Here is a 15,916-nt window from a genome sequence, read left to right on the forward strand (position 1 = left end):
CGGGTCCGGGCCGTGATGCTCACGATAGTCTGAAACCACACCGATCATCAGTTCCTGGGGAGCCGCAATGAGCCTGTCCGACCTGCCGGGGAACGTCCCGGATCCTTCCGTTGTGGCCGCACCTCCGGGAGGACGTTCGACGGCGGCGCTCGCCGAGCCGGAGCGGCGGGTCCGGCCGCTGTGGACCACCGGGGTGGTGCTGGTCAATGTGGGCATCAACGCGGCATTCTTCGGTCCCATCCAGGTGCTGCTCGGCCAGCAGGCCGCGCACTTCAGCGAAGGGGACAAGGAGGCCATCCTGGCACTCGTCACTGGCGCCGGCGCCGCTGTCTCCCTCGTCGCGAATCCCCTGTTCGGCGCGTTCAGCGACCGCACCACATCAGGGCTGGGCCGCCGGGTTCCCTGGGTTGTCTTCGGGGCCGTCCTCGGAGCAGCGGCCCTCATCGCCCTGGCCGGCGCCCCGAACATCGCCGTCATGACCATCCTCTGGTGCCTCGTCCAGGCCGGCTGCAACGGCGCCTATGCCGCCATCACCGCGGCCATCCCGGACCGGGTGCCGGTGCCGCAGCGCGGCGCCGTGGGCGGGCTTGCTGCCATGGGGCAGACGGTGGGAATCCTGCTCGGCGCGGTGATCGCCGCCGTCGTCAGCGGGAATTTCGGCCTGGGATACCTGGTGTGTGCGGCCGCGCTGGTTGCCGGCGTCGCCCTGTACTTCTTCAAGAGCGACGACGTGCCGCTTCCCGCAGCGGCCCGTCCGCCGTTCAGCCTGGCCGGCTTCGCAAAGGGGTTCTGGATCTCGCCGATTCGATATCCGGACTTCGCCTGGGCCTGGTTGACCCGGCTGCTGGTGAACATCGGCAACCACATGGTCACCCTGTACCTGCTGTTCTTCCTCACGGATACGGTCCACCTGGAGGAGACGCAGGGGATCGAGCCGGCCTTCGGCGTGCTGATCCTTACCGGCCTGTACGCGGTGATGGTGATCATCACCAGCGTGATCGGCGGGCCGCTCAGTGACCGGATGGGGAAGCGGAAGCCGCTGGTGATCGCTTCCTCGGCCATCATTGCCGTCGCTTCGCTGATCCTCGCCTTTGCTCCCAACTGGGCTGGCGCCATCACCGGTGCCACAGTGCTGGGAATCGGCTTTGGCGCCTACCTCGCGGTCGACTTTGCCCTGATCACGCAGGTCCTTCCGAGCGCACTGGACCGCGGCAAGGACCTGGGCGTTATCAACATCGCCAGCTCGCTGCCGCAGGTCCTGGCGCCCCTCATCGCTTTCCCGTTCGTCACCCTCTGGGGCGGCTACGTTTCGCTGTACATTGCGGCCGCGGTGATCGGGCTGCTGGGGGCGGTTTTCGTGGTCAAGATCAAGGGCGTGGACTGAAGGCGGAGGGCTTTGGGGGCCCGCGGGCCCACACCGTTTTTACTAATGGGCGCTTAAACGGGTGCCGTATAGTGGACTCGAATTGCTGCGGCAGTGCTGTGATGGGGATCCGCCTGACCGCTGTACGAAACCCACTCCCGGAACGCTGCTGATGCTCGAACTCAATTCAAATCTTCCACCCATGGCTGCGCCGCCCACCCTGCCCAGACAGCAGATCCGCTATGCCCGGATCCTGGATGCCGCTGCGGGGTTCGCCCGGAAAGGGCTCGATTCGGTAAGCCTCTCCGAAGTCTCCGCCAAGGCCAATGTTCCGCTGGGGACCCTGTACCGGTATTTCCCTTCTCCCACCCACCTGATGCTGGGGCTGTACCGGAAACAGCTCGGCGAGCTGCAGGTGGGAAGCTGGCCGGAAACGCGCGGCAGTCGTCTTCCTTCCCTGGCCGGCGTGGTGATGGAGATTTTCCACATGCGGCTGATGCAGCCGGCCGTGGAGCAGTGCCTGAGCCAGGGCGTGTACACGAAGGACAAGGACACCACCCTTCTGCTGCGGGAGATCGACGTTCTGGCCGAACAGGCCGTCACGGTGGCAAGCGGCGACGCCGCCAAGTCGCGTGTGCTGTTGCTGACCGTCGCCGGCCTGGTGCAGGCAGTCCGCTGCCGCCGGCTCTCGCTCTTTGAGGCCGAGGAAGACCTGAAGAAAGCGTGTTCGCTGCTGACGCGGTGCTAGCTGCGCTGCGCAGGAAGGGATGGTCTAGTCCAGTTGGTGCATATCGGGGACATCTTTCGGTGATGTGGGCCGCTGGTCTATATGAAGAATCGTTTTTTCAGGCGAGCGACCTAGACCAGTGTAATTTGGCCGCCCCGGACCCGGTTACCATTGCTAGACCGGAGTGGCTAGCTGCCCGTACCTTGCAGGAGTTTCACCGCGGCCCCGCCATCCCTTGGGTCGCAGAATTTCCCGCCTGACCATCTTGAGCCCCGTATGTGCTTGAGCCCTTTGCGCCGTGCGCCCACGCTTAGCCCCAGGAGACAACGTCGTGTCCACTGAAACAATCACTCCCGCTGACGGCATTTCCGCCGCTGGTGCTTCCGCTGAGGAAGCCACCGTGCTGACCGACCAGGAGATCTTCGAAGCCCATCAGGGCGGCAAGCTGTCCATCTCCAGCACCGTCCCGCTCGCCAGCAAGCGCGATCTTTCCATCGCCTACACGCCCGGTGTTGCACAGGTCAGCCGAGCCATCCACGCAGAACCGGAACTGGCGAAGACCCTCACCTGGGCCCAGCGGCTGGTTGTTGTGGTCAGCGACGGCACCGCCGTACTGGGCCTCGGCAACATCGGTGCCAGCGCCTCCCTGCCCGTCATGGAAGGCAAGTCCGCCCTCTTCAAGTCCTTCGGCGACCTTGATTCCATTCCGCTGGTCCTCAACACCACCGACGTGGACGAAATTGTGGAGACGCTGGTCCGCCTGCGCCCCAGCTTCGGCGCCGTGAACCTCGAAGACATCTCGGCCCCGCGCTGCTTCGAGCTTGAGGAAAAGCTCATCGAAGCCCTGGACTGCCCCGTCATGCACGATGACCAGCACGGCACCGCCGTCGTTGCCCTCGCCGCCCTGACCGGCGCAGCCAAGGTGACCGGCCGGGAACTTGACGGACTCCGCGTGGTGGTTTCCGGCGCAGGTGCTGCCGGCATCGCCGTCGCCGAGATCCTGCTCACCGCCGGCATCCAGGACGTTGTCCTGCTCGACTCGCGCGGCGTCATCAACAAGGACCGTACGGACATCGCCGCGGACCCAGCCAGCAAGAAGGCGCAGATGGCGCAGCGCAGCAACCCGCGCGGCATCTCCGGCGGACCCGGCGAAGCGCTCCTCGGTGCAGACGTGTTCATCGGCGTCTCCTCTTCCCAGCTGGCCGAGGAGCACCTGAAGCTGATGAACCACAGCTCCATCGTGTTCGCCCTGTCCAACCCGGACCCCGAAGTCCTGCCGGAGGTCGCCTCCCGCTACGCCGCCATCGTGGCCACCGGACGGAGCGACTTCCCCAACCAGATCAACAACGTGCTGGCGTTCCCGGGAATCTTCCGCGGCGCGCTTGACGCCGGCGCCCGCCGGATCACGCCCGCCATGAAGCTTGCCGCCGCCCGCGCCATCGCCGAACTGGCAGAGCCCGAGCTGTCCGCCGACTACATCGTGCCCAGCCCGCTGGACCCGCGCGTCGCGCCGGCCGTTTCCGCGGCCGTGGCCGCAGCGGTCGAAGCGGAGTAACTGCGGAGCTCCTTCCGCTTGGTAGCCCGACGGCGGCGCCTCCCGTGCTGGGGAGGCGCCGCCGTCGTCGTTCTCGGGTGTCGTCTTTTGGGTGATGAGGCCGTTTGCGACGGGATGCAGGCCGAACCCTAGACTGAGGGGCATGAACCCCGAGATCCTCGTGACCGTCCTCTGCGGCCTGGCCATCCTGGTGGGCGTGGCCGGCACCGTCATCCCCGTCCTTCCCGGTAGCATCCTCATCGGACTCAGCCTGCTGGCCTGGGCCATCTGGGGCGGCGCAGGAACCGCCGGCTGGGTGGTCTTCGGCGTGGGGTTCGCCTTCGTCCTGGCCGGGATGGCCGCCAGCGCCGTGCTCACAGGACGCAAACTTAGGGAACACCGGATCCCCAGCCGCAGCGTGGTGGTTGGACTCGTCTTTGGTGTGGTGGGCATGTTCCTCATCCCCGTGGTGGGCCTCTTTGTCGGATTCGCCGCAGGCCTGCTGCTCAGCGAATCCCACCGCACACGTGATTTCAGGACGGCCGTGACCACCAGTTGGGCGGCCCTGAAAGCCACGGGGATCGGCATGCTGGTGGAGTTCGGCCTGGCCTGCCTTGCCGCGAGCACCTGGGTGATCGGCGTCTGGGTGGCCGCGGCCAGCTAGCCCTCCAACAGCTGCCAAGCGGGCACTACTAGCATGGAAGGATGAGCGCCGGACAGACCTCAGGACCGATCTACCGTGATAACCGCGACCTCACTCCCTTCGGCGGCGCGCAGGTCCGTACCCCGGTGCGTGAGATCGCCGACGGCGTGGGCGGGATGCTGCAGACCGCTTTGGGCGGCCGGAATAGTGCCCTTATCAGCGTGGACGGCCCCATCCCCCGCCTTAAGCGGATGCCGGGGAAGGCAGCCAAGACCGTGTACGACGCGATCTTCCACAACCCGGATCCGAACCGGCTGATCGCCGTCGGACGGGAGTATCCGGGGTGGGCCGGGCTGTGCTACGTGATGGCCGGGCTGCTCGCCTACAAGCAGGGCGGCTACCTGCGCGCCTCGGAACTGCTGCAGCGGGGCCTCACCACCAGGAACGACGACGACGCCAACCAGTTCGCGTCGGCCTACTTGACCCGAGTGGTCACCCGGGTTGAAGTCGCCGAACGCATTGAGGTTCCGGTGCTGTTCAGCGAGGAAGCGGTGTTCCTGGCCCTTTCCCACTCGCTGCGCGAGACCGGCCACCTCGAGGCGGCACTGGAAACCGTTGCCTCGCTGCCGCCGTCGCTGCCTGCGGCCCTGGCCCGGTGTTGGCTGGCACACGCCCTGGGCAGGGATAAGGAAGTGGCTGTCTGGACCGAAGGGCTGCTCAACGCCGACGACCTCTCGGCAGCGCTGCTGCTGGTCCGTGCCCGTTCGCTCCGGCGGCTGCGTGCCAACACCTCGGCGCAGGCGGCCCTGAAGGAAGTTCTGCGGCGCCGGAAAACCCACTTGGCGCTGCGGAACGACGCGTTGACCGATCGCGCCCTGCTGCTCCTCGACAGTGGCCGGAAATCCCTGAATCCGCGGGACTGGCTGCGGGGCCGGCCGGCCGAACTCGAAACCTTTGAGGTCATCCGCAAGGACGTCGAAGCGCGCAGGGTCTGGGAACAGGAATGGAAGCAGCTGGACCGGGAGTGACCCTCCCTTGTGGGCAATGGCCGCCCGCGGTACAACGGACGCATGACCGATGACATCAGGAACTGGATGGAAAAATATATCGCGGCATGGACCACCAACGAGCCGGATGACATCCGGGCGCTCTTCACCGAGGATGCCGTTTACGCCACCCACCCTTACGACCCGGACGCGTGGCGCGGACACGAACAGATCGTGGAGCGCTGGCTCAAGTCGGCGGACGAGCCCGACGAGTGGACCTTCGATTGGTCCCCGCTCGGCTCGGACGGTGACCTGCATTTCGTCCAGGGGCGCACCACCTACCTGGGGGACCGGCCCAGCTACGAGAACCTCTGGGTTGTCCGGCTGGGGCCGGACGGCCGCGCGACGGCCTTTACAGAATGGTTCATGGAGCGCAGGTCCTAGTTCCAGCTGATCCCGGCCACCACGGGAATCAGCTGCTCGGACAACAGAACCATGCCCAGCGCCACCATGATGATTCCGCTGGCCAGGGTCACGCGCCGGGCGGCACCGGGGCGCGAGTGCAGCAGCTTCCTGGCGAGCAGCGCCACGCAGGTGTACACAATGCCCGCCAGCAGGACGAACGTCAGGCCGAGCAGTCCTGACTGCACGGGAACCGGCAGCGAGGCCTCGGGGCTGACAAACTGGGGAACCAGGGCCACGTAGAACAGCAGGCCCTTGGGGTTGATTCCGCTGGTGCCCATGCCCTGGAGGAAGGACCGGAACTGGTTTGAGGACGCGGCTGCCATCTCTGCGCCGGCGCTGAAGGTGGCGGTGCGCCAGGACCGGATGGTGCCGTAGCCCAGCCATAACAGGTAACTTGCGCCGGCCACCGTCAGCCAGCCGAGCACACCCGGCAGTCCGGCAAGCAGGGCAGCCAGTCCGGCAACCATCAGCACCGTGTGCAGGACATAGCCGCCGCACAGGCCCGCCACCGCAGGTAGGAAACTGCGCTGCTTCAGTCCGGCCGCAATGGAGTAGGCCCAGTCGACGCCGGGAGTGCAGGCAAGAGCGCCGGCAACCACCAGGAATGCGAGGAACAACTGGGAATTCATGGCGGCCTCCTACGGTCTGCTGATAGGAGAAACTCTAGGGAAAAACCAGCCATAAGTGTTCCCTTTTTTACTCAGGAAACAGGCCATCAGGGTAAAATAAGTGCGTGATAGACCACATCGACAGAAATATTTTGCGCCACCTCAAGGAGGACGGGCGGATGACTGCCACGGCCCTCGCTTTAGAGGTGGGATTGACTGTCGCTCCATGCCACCGGAGGCTGCGCGATCTCGAGTCGTCCGGCGTCATCCGCGGATACCGCGCGGACATCGACCCCGCCGCCGTCGGGCTCGGCTTTGAAGCGATAGTTTTTGTCACCCTGCGGCAGGTGGACCGGCCCACCATGGAGATCTTCGAAAACCGCGTGGCGGACAACCCCAACATCGTGGAGGCGCAGCGGCTCTTCGGCTCGCCGGACTACCTCCTGAAGGTCATCGCCGAGGACCTGCCGGCATACCAGCGCTTCTACGACGCCGAACTGACCTCCCTGCCCGGCGTGGAGCGGCTGACGTCAACGCTGGTGATGAAAAACCTGAAGTCGAACGCGGGGCCGCCCGTTTAGGCTTCCGGACTGACGTGCACGATGATCACCTGGGTGTCCTTGGCGCCGTCGTACCGGAGGTCGTAGTTGACCTCAAGGCCGGTGCTGGTGCCGGAGGTGATGGAGAAGTCGCTTTTGTCGCCCGGGTCCGCTTCGGCGGAGGAAATCCAGCGTTCGGCGGAGGCGCCGTCGATTCCGTAGCGCTGCACGCCGTCGCGGATCAGGCCGAAGTACTCGTCTGCCGAATCGGCGGTGAGGAAGTACGTCACTTCGCTGAAGTCCGGGCGGGAAGCGGTGGTTTTGAAGCGGATGCGGTCGGTTTCGCCCGTGATTTCGCCGTTGGGTGCGGCAATTGTCAATGCGATCTTGCCCGAGTCGCGGGTGTTGATTTCCGGTCCGAAACTGTCCTCAGTAACCCGCACGTCGGACTTCTTCAGCAAGCCGGACCTCATATCCAGCCGTGCGGTCCTGGTAGCGCGGATCTGGTCCACTCCGGCGGCGTCGAGGGTGGAAAATTCGGAGGTGCTCACGGTGCTCCCTGCAGAAGATGATGCGGCGGACGTCGGTTCAGTGGGGCCGGGGCTGCTGATCCGGCAGCCGGCGAGGGCCAGGCTTCCGGCCAGGGCAAGGAGGACGACGGCGGCCTGCCGCCGAACGCGCGTGGGCCGTGTCACTGGTGCACCTCCGCGTCGAAGCCGGAGACGAAGCGGTCCATGATGCCCGGGATGTTGTTGGTGGGCCGGTACTGGTCCACGCGGCTGTTGAAATCGGAGCCAATGATCTGCTGGGCCCGTGCGGGGTCCGTGGCCAGCAGGTCCTGGTAGGCCGGCAGGGTGTCCTGCTCGATGAGCGCCCAGCGCTGGTCCGCGTTGGCGATGTTGCCGTCCGGAAAGCCTGTGGTGAAGTCGGTGCGGAACTGGGTGGGGTTGTCCCAGTTGGTGAAGGGCACATTCTCCGGGCCCGGACTCTCCACGCTGAATTCGTACGGAAACACCTCGGGGTAGCTCTTGGCGCCGGGGATGGACGGTTCGCCGGCCAGGGTGACCATGTAGGTTACGGCCTCACCGCCGGGGTGGCTGCGCATGTTGTCGTAGTCGTCGGCGATGATTTCGTTCTGCTCGCGGTAGAGAAGCTCGGTGTTGCCTTCCTGGACCTGGGAGGGGTCGCCGGAATCGATCTTCGCCCAGGACCGGGCAGTCTCGGGGTCGATGGCGCCGGAGTCGCGGAGCCGGTTGATTTCGTCCAGGCCGCCGTTCATGTAGGCCTGGTGCTGCCGGGCCTGGTCCAGGAAGATCTCCTTGTTCATGTCCAGCATGCTGGTTTCGTAGAACTTGATCTCCTGGTCGGTCATGCTCGCCAGTTGCTCGATCTGGTCCAGCACTGGCAGCGGAATGTCCGACGCCGGGTTGTTGGCGATCTGCCGGGCGAGGTCCCGCATCACGGCCATGTCCTTGAACCCGCCGGCGAACGAGGGGCCGATCATGTTGGCCATCCCGGCCCACTGCAGTTCCGGGTTGGACAAGTAGGCCTGGCCATAGAAGTCGTAGACCTTCTTGATGGTCTCCCAGTTGTACTCCGTGCCCTTGGAAGTATCCCAGTCGGCCGGGTCGATCCCCATGTCACGCATGGCTTGCTGGTTCCAGTAGTCGGTAAGGAAATCCGAATACTCAGGCGAATTCTTATCGATCATTCCGGAGTCGGCGGCCGCGTCCAGCGACGCCTTCGCGGCTTCCGGGTGGTCCAGCGCCCACTGCTTGAATTCGTCGCTCTTCAGGTAGGCCGCACGTTCGGCGGGCGTCATGCCGGCGAGTTCGTCCGTCAGCTCCTGGGCGGCGGCGTCAGTCGGAGAGCTTCCGCTTCCGCCGCCGGTGCCGCCTGCGCCGCCCGTGCCGCCGGTGGAACCAGCGCTGGCCCGGTCCTGCTGCTCGGCATTTTGCAGCAGTGCTTTGGAGGCCTGCTGGATGCCGGCGGCGGCTGCGCGGAGAACCTTGGCGTGGGAGCCGTTCCAGTCGCTGCGGAAGCGGTCGCCGTCGTTGCCCTTCCACGGGCTGGAAGCGATGGAGCTGCCCAACTGCCGGCCCAGCTGATCCAGCCGGCTGGCGCCGTTCGCCAGATCCTTGGCGAGCTGGCGCAGCTGTGCGACGTCCGCACCGTAAAAGTTCCCCGCCACGATTTCCCCCTGGTTGAAGTCCACGGCCAGCCTAACGGCTTTGGCCGGAGGCAGCGATGGGGAGAAGTCCCCGGCTCAGGCGCCCAGCAGCCCGGTTGTCCGGTACGGGATCACCTCCCGCAGGAACATGCTGGTGGACGTCCGGACGATGCCGGGGCAGAGCCGGATTTCCTCCGACACCCGGTACAGGTCGTCCGGGCTTGTGGCCACCACCCGGATCAGGAGGTCGGTGTCGCCGGCCGGCGCGTGGCATTCCAGGACCTCGGGGATCTCGCGGAGCGCAGCGATGGCTTCGTTCAGGTGGCTCTGGTCCAGCTCTGCGCTCACCGACGCGGCCACGCCCCGGCCGAGCGCCGCGGGGAGGACCCGGCTGCTGTTGGGACGCAGGGCGCCCGACGACGCCATCCGCTCCAGGCGCGTCTGGACAGTTCCGCGCGCCAGGCCCAGCTTCTGCGCGAGCACCATGATGGGTACGCGAGGGTCGTCGTCCAGTGCGGCAAGGATTCGCCGGTCGGTGGGATCGAGTTCCTGCAATCTGATCATTTCCTGCCTGGCCGACGCCGCTTGATTGATCAGTTTGACCAGGAAAGCATCGGCTCGTTGCGCCTACTGTAGGGCTTCTGTTGAAATGGTGGCAACAACGGACACCGGCTACCGCCGGATCCCGCAGGCTACAGGAACCCGGAACACCTCCCGGCCCCTGGACCAGGCTCCCGCAAGGAGACCGCCGCTGATTGACACTTGTTCACGCATCGTCATTCCGCAAAGCAGTGCTACGGGCCCGGAGCTACGCTCCCGACCCCGCACGGCAAGAGCCCCTGAGCCACCGACCCCGGTTTACCGGAGAGTTCGGTAGCTGAGGGGCTCTTGTGTTGATGCAAATGTATTCGCAGGCGGGCGGTGGCTGACCCTAGGCTGGTGCCATGACGTCTGCCGGCCGCTTCGCACCCAGCCCGTCCGGCGAACTCCATGTCGGAAACCTCCGGACGGCAATCCTCGCCTGGCTGTTCGCCCGCTCCACCGGCCGCCGGTTCCTGATGCGGGTGGAGGACCTGGACCGGGCCCGCGCCGGCGCCGAAGCGGAGCAGCTCCGCGACCTGGCGGCCATCGGCGTCACTTGGGACGGCGGCGTCGTGCGCCAGACCGAGCGCGGGCCGCTGTACACCGAAACGGTCAGGCGGCTGGCCGCCGCGGGCCTGACTTATGAATGCTTCTGCACCAGGCGGGAAATCCAGGAGGCTCCGTCCGCGCCGCACGCCCCGCAGGGCGCCTATCCGGGCACCTGCCGGAACCTCGATCAGGCCGAAATAGAATTCAAGCGGACCATTCGGCCGGCCGCGGTCCGGCTCCGGGCCGCCGTCGCGGACTGGACCGTGCATGACTTGCTGCACGGAACATATACGGGCGTGGTGGATGACTTCGTACTCCGCCGCAACGACGGCGTCACGGCCTATAACCTCGCCGTGGTGGTGGACGACGCCGCGCAGGGGATTGACCAGGTGGTCCGCGGTGATGACCTCCTGGCTTCCACGCCCCGCCAGGCCTATCTTGCTTCGCTCTTGCATATTCCAGTTCCGGAATATGCCCATGTCCCGTTGGTGGTGAATTCCGACGGCGTCCGGCTGGCCAAGCGGGATGGCGCTGTCACGCTGTCCGACCTGGCTGCTGCCGGGCTGGATGCCGGCCGCGTGCGTGACATCATCCTGGACTCGCTGGGGCTGCCGGCAGGACCGCTGCCAACCGCGCTGGCGGTGTTCGATCCCGCCAGGTTACCGCGCGACGCCTGGGTGTGGCCGGGGACGGTGCGGGCAGGCGCGTAGGCTGGAACCATGCCAGAAACCGGAACCCCTGACGCAAGCCCGCCCCAGCCTCGATTCACTGTGGAGACGGCCAGGGTGCTCGCTGAAGTGGCACACAACCGCCAGAAGGACAAGCTCAAGCGGCCCTACCGGGAACACGTGCTCGCCGTGGGCGATGCCTTGGAAGATTTCGACGACGACATCCAAATCGCCGGGTACCTGCATGACATTGCCGAGGACACGCCAATGACGCGGCAGGCGCTCCTGGACATGGGCGTTTCGGAGCGCGCGGTGGCCATCATCGAGCGGGTCACCAAGCGGCTGCACGACAACCCGGACGACTACCAGGACGGCATCCGCTTCATCGCCGAAGACCACGACGCCACGCTGGTGAAGATCGCGGACAACGCCCACAACTCATTGCCCGAGCGCGTGCAGGCCCTGGCCGAAAAGTGGCCGGACAAGCCGCCCGTCACCCGCTATGACGAGGCCCGCCCGGTACTCTATGAGGCCGTTCCTGCCGAGGAGGTCAGGAAGATCCTGGCGCGGGTCAACCCCTGGCTGCTTGAGGAACTGGACGCCATGGACGATCACCCCGGGGAATCCCCGGTGGCCGAGCCCGGCGCTAAGCCGGACGCGGGGTCTTAGCCGTCCGCTCCAGATGCTCCAAGGCGGCGCTCAGCCGCTTGGTGCCGCGCTTCTCATCGATGACGATTGAGACGGCCAGTGCCAGCACAATCACCAGCATGCAGACCGGCACTGAGACTCCGGCGGCCGCAAGACCCACGCTGCCGCCCAGGACCAGGAGGACGCCCGCTGCAACGGCGACCACGGTCCTGTCGTAGCAGACCATGATGCTGAACATCGCAGTGAGGGAGGCTTTGAACACGGCCACGGGGATGGCGATGCTTGCCACCGCCACGGCGGCGCTGATATGTGCGGTGTGGTCGATGTAATACGCCGCCACGTGCAGCCCGGCCCCGGTGGCGGCAATCGCGACGAAGATCGGCACGTGCCCGTAGCCGAAAAAGTATGAGCGGTGCCTGCGGAGGTGGAGCACGCGGCCGGCGGGGAGGATGAAGTATATCCACCACATGCCGAACGCCAAAGCAGTGCCGCCGAAGCCCACCAGCGCTGCGTCCACGCTCCAGCCGTGGCTCGCCACGATGGCCCGCAGGGTCTCAATGGCACCGATCAGGCATTCGCCCAGCGCGATGATGGCGAGCAGCCCGTAGCGCTCGGCGATGTGGTGAGCATGCCAGGGCGTTGTTGCCTTGCGCTCGGCCGCGTAGGGCGTCGCCATTTCCAGCGCCACGAGTACTGAGACCATCAGGAAGGTGGTGGGCACGTCGGTGTTCAGCACAAGGACTGCGATCCAGCCCAGCTGCACCACGGCGAGGTATTTTGCGTAGCGCAGGCAGGTGTCGCGGCGCGCGGGATCCTGCCGGGCGGCCCGCAGCCATTGCGCCACCAGGGCCAGCCGCATGATCACGTAGCCGCCGACAATCACGGCGTTGTCCACGTGCCGGCCCTCCACGAGCGAATGGAACATCGGTTCGATGCCCATGGCCAGGATCAGCACGCCCATGATCTGCACCATGGTCACGAGGCGGAACACCCAGTCGTCGTTGTCGTAGGCGCTGGCGAACCAGGTGAAGTTGATCCAGGCCCAGATCACGGCAAACATCGCGAAGGTGAAACCCAGCAACCCGGCCCCGAAGTGCGCCTCCGCGATCTCATGCGCGAACTGGCTGCCGGCCACACCAAAGGCAATGACAAACGTCAGGTCGAAAAACAGCTCCAGAGGGGTGGCTGTCCGGTGTTTTTCATGCGGGTCGCGGCCGCCCATGCGGGCCATGGCGTGCCTGAGGGGATTGCTGGACATGCTTCAAACAGTACCGCTTGGGGCGGGAGATGGCGCAGGAGATGGCGCAAGCGTCCGCGCCCGCCAGAGCAGGCCGATGTACACGAGGTCAAAGATGCTGCAAAGCGCGCCGACGCCGAGGATCAGCAGCGAATTGCCGTACCAGCCGAACACGACGGTGGGGGCCAGTGTTCCGATCCATTTGGCCGCGGCGATGAGCAGCGACTGGCCCCTCGCGCCGCCCCGGGAAACGAACATGGCAATGAACAGGCCGGACATCAACAGGTTCTGCAGGAAAGCGGAGTAGCGCGGCGCGGCCTCCCAGCCGAACTCCGCAACGAACAGCAGCTGCGCGGCGAAGGCGGTGGCACCCAGCAGCAGAGCCCAGCCGAGGAAGGCCTTGCGCGTCACCCACCCCGGGAGCTCCGAGCGGCCGAACCTGAAGAACGTGTACAGGATGACCACGTCCGCCAGCGCCCACATGATGTTGAAAGCGCCCTGTGCGGACAATGCGGTCGTGGCGGACCGGGTGGCATAGATGGCTTCCCAGGCGAAGTTCAGGGCCAGGGCGGCCGCGGGGATCGCGTAGCTCCGGTCCCGGAAGCCGATCCGCATCGCCTCAACGTACACCACCGTCCAAGCGAGCCCGCTGACAATCGTGAGGAACGGGATCACCCCGGGGGCTACACCCGGCCCAGCGAATCGATGTCTTCGAGGAAGTCCTGGTGGACCTCCTTGCTGACCGTGGTCCTGGTGTCCGCAATGGCGTCCAGATAATCCTGGGTGGCAGGGCCCTTCCGGACCGCCTCTCGAACGGAGGCGCTTCCGCCGGAAGCCGGCCCGCCGTCACTGCCATTGCCGTATACGGATTTTTCCAGCGCGCGCTGGGAGGCGCTCCGGGCCGCGTACTCGATGTCCGCGGGGGAGAAGCCCTCGGTGCGGTCCACCAGGAGCTCAATGTCCACGTCGTCCACCACGGTGGCGGGGATGAAGCGTTCCCACATGGCGCGGCGGGCCTCGGCGTCCGGGAGCCCGATGGGGATGACGTAGTCGAAGCGGCCGTGCCGCAGGAACGCGGTGTCCAGTGCCCGGATGAAGTTCGTGGCGCAGACCAGCAGGCGGCCGGGCTGTTCGCGGAAGGCCGGGATGATCTTGAGGAGCTCGTTGGTGACGCCCTGCAGCGGTGACGGCGGCTCGCCGGACCGCTGCGACGCGATCTCCTCCACCTCGTCGATGAACACCACGGCATGTTCCAGTTCGGCGATCTCCAGGAATGTTTCGCGGAGGGCGCCGGCCAGGCCTTTGGGGTCAGCGGCGAGCCGGGAGGGGAATACTTCGACGAACGGCCATTCGAGCCGGGACGCGATCGCCTTGGCGAAGGTGGTCTTGCCGGTCCCGGGCGGACCGAAGAGGACAACGGCGCGCGGCGGCACCACGCCGAATTCGTCCGCGAGGTCCGCCTCCGCCAGCGGGAGTACCAGCCGGCGTTCCAGCAGTTCCTTCTCATTGCGCATGCCGGCCACGTTCTCCCAGAGGTCGCGGGCCAGGATGCGGCCGCCGAGGAGGCCCAGGGGTTCGAGCTCCTGGCGCTGAACCGGGATGGTCCGTTCGAAGTACCGCAGGTTTTTCTTGAGGACGAAGCCGCGGCTGAGGAAGGCCTCCACGCGGGTTTCGGACTCGGGCATCAGCGCGGAGAGTTTGTTCAGCCCGTGCGGCGCCATCCGGTTTTCGACGGCGGCAAGCAGCGAGGTGCCGATCCCGCGGCCGCGGAACTCGGGGAGGGTGGCCAGGAAAACGATCCAGCCCTGGTCATGCGCGGCGCGGCCGACGGCGGCACCCACCACCTGGTCGCCCTGGACGGCGACGACGGCGTGGTCCTTTTCGCAGGAGGCCAGGACCTCGGAGAGCGCGTAGACGGGTTCGACGTTGGTGGCCTTGAGCGATTCCCAGAGGTGCAGGATGCCGTCAAGGTCGGCCGAATGGAAATCCCTGATCCGCCAGGTGGTCATGAGCGTTTCTCCTGTGGTGGTTCGTCGTTGAGCCGGTTGAACTTCTCAGCTGAGCATATGCGAACCAGCCCCCGCCCGGGGTTGCGGCCGCGTTGCATTACGCCGCCTGCCGGTTAAGCGCGAACGGACACTTGGGGCCCTTCAATCCGGGGCCGCAAGTGTCCGTTCGCGCTGATCCGTTCGCGCTTAGGTGAAGTGGAAGGAGCTAGATGCGCTCCTCCGCCCCGCGCACTGGGAGATTGGCGACGACGGGGGAGGCGCCGGTGTATCCGTCGCGTGCTGCGGCGATTTCGTGGATTTGTTTGCGGCAGGCGTACCAGCCGACGACCATCAGGGCGATGGCGATGAGGGTGACGAGCAGGGTCAGGGGTGAGTCGATGAAGACCATGACCAGGACGCCGACGAGGAACAGGAGGGAGAGGTAGCCGGTGTAGGGGGCGCCGAACATCCGGAAGGAGGGGCGTTTGAGCCAGCCTTTGTCGGCCCAGCGTTTGAGCTGCATTTGGCACAGCACGATGGTGGCCCAGGTGACGATGATGCCCACGGAGGCGACGTTCAGGACTATTTCGAAGGCCTGGGAGGGGACGAGGTAGTTCAGCGGGACACCCAGGAGCGAGACGCCGGCGGTGATGGCGATGCCGCCGTAGGGGACGCCGGCTTTGTTCATGCGCTGGGCGAATTTGGGGGCGGAGCCGGCGACGGACATGGAGCGCAGGATCCGGCCGGTGGAGTAGAGTCCGGCGTTCAGGGAGGACAGCGCGGCGGTGAGGACCACGAGGTTCATGATGACGTCCACGCCCTGGATGCCGATGGAGCCGAAGAAGGTCACGAAGGGGCTGACGCCTTTTTCGTAGGAGGTGAAGGGCAGCAGCAGGGCCAGCAGGATGACGGAGCCGACGTAGAACAGCGCGATGCGGAAGACCACGGAGTTGATGGCTTTGGGCATGATTTTTTCGGGGTTTTCGGTTTCGCCGGCGGCGGTGCCGACGAGTTCGATGGAGGCGTAGGCGAACAGGACGCCCTGCATCAGGATGATCATGGGCAGCAGGCCGTTGGGGAAGATCCCGCCGTTGTCGGTGATGAGGCTGAAGCCGGTTTCCTGACCGGGGACCGGGGTGCCGAAGATGACGAAGTAGGTGCCCACGAGCAGGAACGCGACCAGGGCTGCGACCTTGATGATGGCGAACC

16 protein-coding genes and 1 pseudogene are annotated in these 15,916 nt (G+C 66.0%); 9 read left to right on the forward strand and 8 right to left on the reverse strand.

Annotated features, from left to right (window positions below; translation table 11 throughout):
* The first annotated feature begins 67 nt into the window (after nucleotides 1–67).
* From J7I92_RS19810 to J7I92_RS19835, 6 genes are all read left to right on the forward strand, one after another.
* A complete protein-coding gene (locus J7I92_RS19810; RefSeq protein WP_214843285.1) occupies nucleotides 68–1,384 on the forward strand; it encodes an MFS transporter in 1,317 nt (438 codons plus the stop codon).
* 151 nt (nucleotides 1,385–1,535) lie between these two features.
* On the forward strand, nucleotides 1,536–2,111 hold the full coding sequence (locus J7I92_RS19815; protein ID WP_214843286.1) for a TetR/AcrR family transcriptional regulator: 576 nt from the start codon (nucleotides 1,536–1,538) through the stop codon (nucleotides 2,109–2,111).
* Between the two features lie 343 nt (nucleotides 2,112–2,454).
* Complete coding sequence (locus tag J7I92_RS19820) at nucleotides 2,455–3,645, forward strand: NADP-dependent malic enzyme (protein WP_396020429.1); 1,191 nt, start codon at nucleotides 2,455–2,457, stop codon at nucleotides 3,643–3,645.
* A gap of 142 nt (nucleotides 3,646–3,787) precedes the next feature.
* Nucleotides 3,788–4,288, forward strand: a complete 501-nt coding sequence (locus J7I92_RS19825; RefSeq protein WP_214843288.1) for a DUF456 domain-containing protein — start codon at nucleotides 3,788–3,790, stop codon at nucleotides 4,286–4,288.
* A 41-nt stretch (nucleotides 4,289–4,329) separates the two neighbouring features.
* Nucleotides 4,330–5,295 carry a hypothetical protein gene (locus J7I92_RS19830; RefSeq protein WP_214843289.1) on the forward strand — a complete coding sequence of 322 codons (966 nt, stop codon included), beginning with the start codon at nucleotides 4,330–4,332 and terminating at the stop codon, nucleotides 5,293–5,295.
* A 42-nt stretch (nucleotides 5,296–5,337) separates the two neighbouring features.
* The gene (locus tag J7I92_RS19835) at nucleotides 5,338–5,697 is read left to right on the forward strand and encodes a nuclear transport factor 2 family protein (protein ID WP_214843290.1); all 360 of its coding nucleotides are present in this window, start codon (nucleotides 5,338–5,340) and stop codon (nucleotides 5,695–5,697) included.
* On the opposite strand, the gene J7I92_RS19840 is transcribed toward J7I92_RS19835, so the two are convergent.
* Nucleotides 5,694–6,347 (reverse strand): LysE family translocator, encoded by a 654-nt coding sequence (locus tag J7I92_RS19840; RefSeq protein ID WP_214843291.1) that lies wholly within the window; start codon nucleotides 6,345–6,347, stop codon nucleotides 5,694–5,696. The genes J7I92_RS19835 and J7I92_RS19840 overlap by 4 nt on opposite strands.
* Nucleotides 6,348–6,451: 104 nt before the next feature.
* Here J7I92_RS19840 and J7I92_RS19845 point away from each other — a divergent pair, with 104 nt between their 5' ends.
* Nucleotides 6,452–6,907: an Lrp/AsnC family transcriptional regulator gene (locus tag J7I92_RS19845; RefSeq protein WP_214843292.1), complete on the forward strand. Its 456-nt coding sequence runs from the start codon at nucleotides 6,452–6,454 to the stop codon at nucleotides 6,905–6,907.
* Here J7I92_RS19845 and J7I92_RS19850 read toward each other — a convergent pair.
* The 3 genes from J7I92_RS19850 to J7I92_RS19860 are packed head-to-tail and all read right to left on the reverse strand — an operon-like array spanning nucleotide 6,904 to nucleotide 9,599.
* Nucleotides 6,904–7,560: a hypothetical protein gene (locus J7I92_RS19850; protein ID WP_214843293.1), complete on the reverse strand. Its 657-nt coding sequence runs from the start codon at nucleotides 7,558–7,560 to the stop codon at nucleotides 6,904–6,906. The two genes, J7I92_RS19845 and J7I92_RS19850, sit on opposite strands and share 4 nt — an antisense overlap.
* The gene (locus tag J7I92_RS19855) at nucleotides 7,557–9,080 is read right to left on the reverse strand and encodes a WXG100 family type VII secretion target (RefSeq protein WP_311380444.1); all 1,524 of its coding nucleotides are present in this window, start codon (nucleotides 9,078–9,080) and stop codon (nucleotides 7,557–7,559) included. Before J7I92_RS19855 ends, J7I92_RS19850 begins: the two co-directional genes overlap by 4 nt.
* Nucleotides 9,081–9,131: 51 nt before the next feature.
* Nucleotides 9,132–9,599 carry an Lrp/AsnC family transcriptional regulator gene (locus J7I92_RS19860; RefSeq protein ID WP_214843295.1) on the reverse strand — a complete coding sequence of 156 codons (468 nt, stop codon included), beginning with the start codon at nucleotides 9,597–9,599 and terminating at the stop codon, nucleotides 9,132–9,134.
* A 380-nt stretch (nucleotides 9,600–9,979) separates the two neighbouring features.
* Between J7I92_RS19860 and gluQRS the strand changes: the two genes are divergently transcribed.
* The gene (gene gluQRS / locus J7I92_RS19865) at nucleotides 9,980–10,876 is read left to right on the forward strand and encodes a tRNA glutamyl-Q(34) synthetase GluQRS (RefSeq protein ID WP_214843297.1); all 897 of its coding nucleotides are present in this window, start codon (nucleotides 9,980–9,982) and stop codon (nucleotides 10,874–10,876) included.
* 9 nt (nucleotides 10,877–10,885) lie between these two features.
* The gene (locus J7I92_RS19870; RefSeq protein ID WP_214843299.1) at nucleotides 10,886–11,503 is read left to right on the forward strand and encodes an HD domain-containing protein; all 618 of its coding nucleotides are present in this window, start codon (nucleotides 10,886–10,888) and stop codon (nucleotides 11,501–11,503) included.
* Here the strand turns inward: J7I92_RS19870 and J7I92_RS19875 are convergent.
* The 4 genes and pseudogenes from J7I92_RS19875 to J7I92_RS19890 form a co-directional block, all read right to left on the reverse strand.
* Nucleotides 11,481–12,740 (reverse strand): low temperature requirement protein A, encoded by a 1,260-nt coding sequence (locus J7I92_RS19875; RefSeq protein ID WP_214843301.1) that lies wholly within the window; start codon nucleotides 12,738–12,740, stop codon nucleotides 11,481–11,483. The genes J7I92_RS19870 and J7I92_RS19875 overlap by 23 nt on opposite strands.
* Nucleotides 12,741–12,743: 3 nt before the next feature.
* Nucleotides 12,744–13,394 carry a hypothetical protein gene (locus J7I92_RS19880; protein ID WP_214843303.1) on the reverse strand — a complete coding sequence of 217 codons (651 nt, stop codon included), beginning with the start codon at nucleotides 13,392–13,394 and terminating at the stop codon, nucleotides 12,744–12,746.
* 8 nt (nucleotides 13,395–13,402) lie between these two features.
* Entirely contained in the window at nucleotides 13,403–14,728 is a 1,326-nt protein-coding gene (locus J7I92_RS19885; protein ID WP_214843305.1) for an ATP-binding protein, read from the reverse strand.
* Nucleotides 14,729–14,933: 205 nt separating this feature from the next.
* A pseudogene (locus tag J7I92_RS19890) lies at nucleotides 14,934–15,916 on the reverse strand (L-asparagine permease); the annotation flags it as partial.

It is taken from the genome of Arthrobacter sp. ISL-72 (genome assembly GCF_018613755.1).
Lineage (GTDB): Bacteria > Actinomycetota > Actinomycetes > Actinomycetales > Micrococcaceae > Arthrobacter.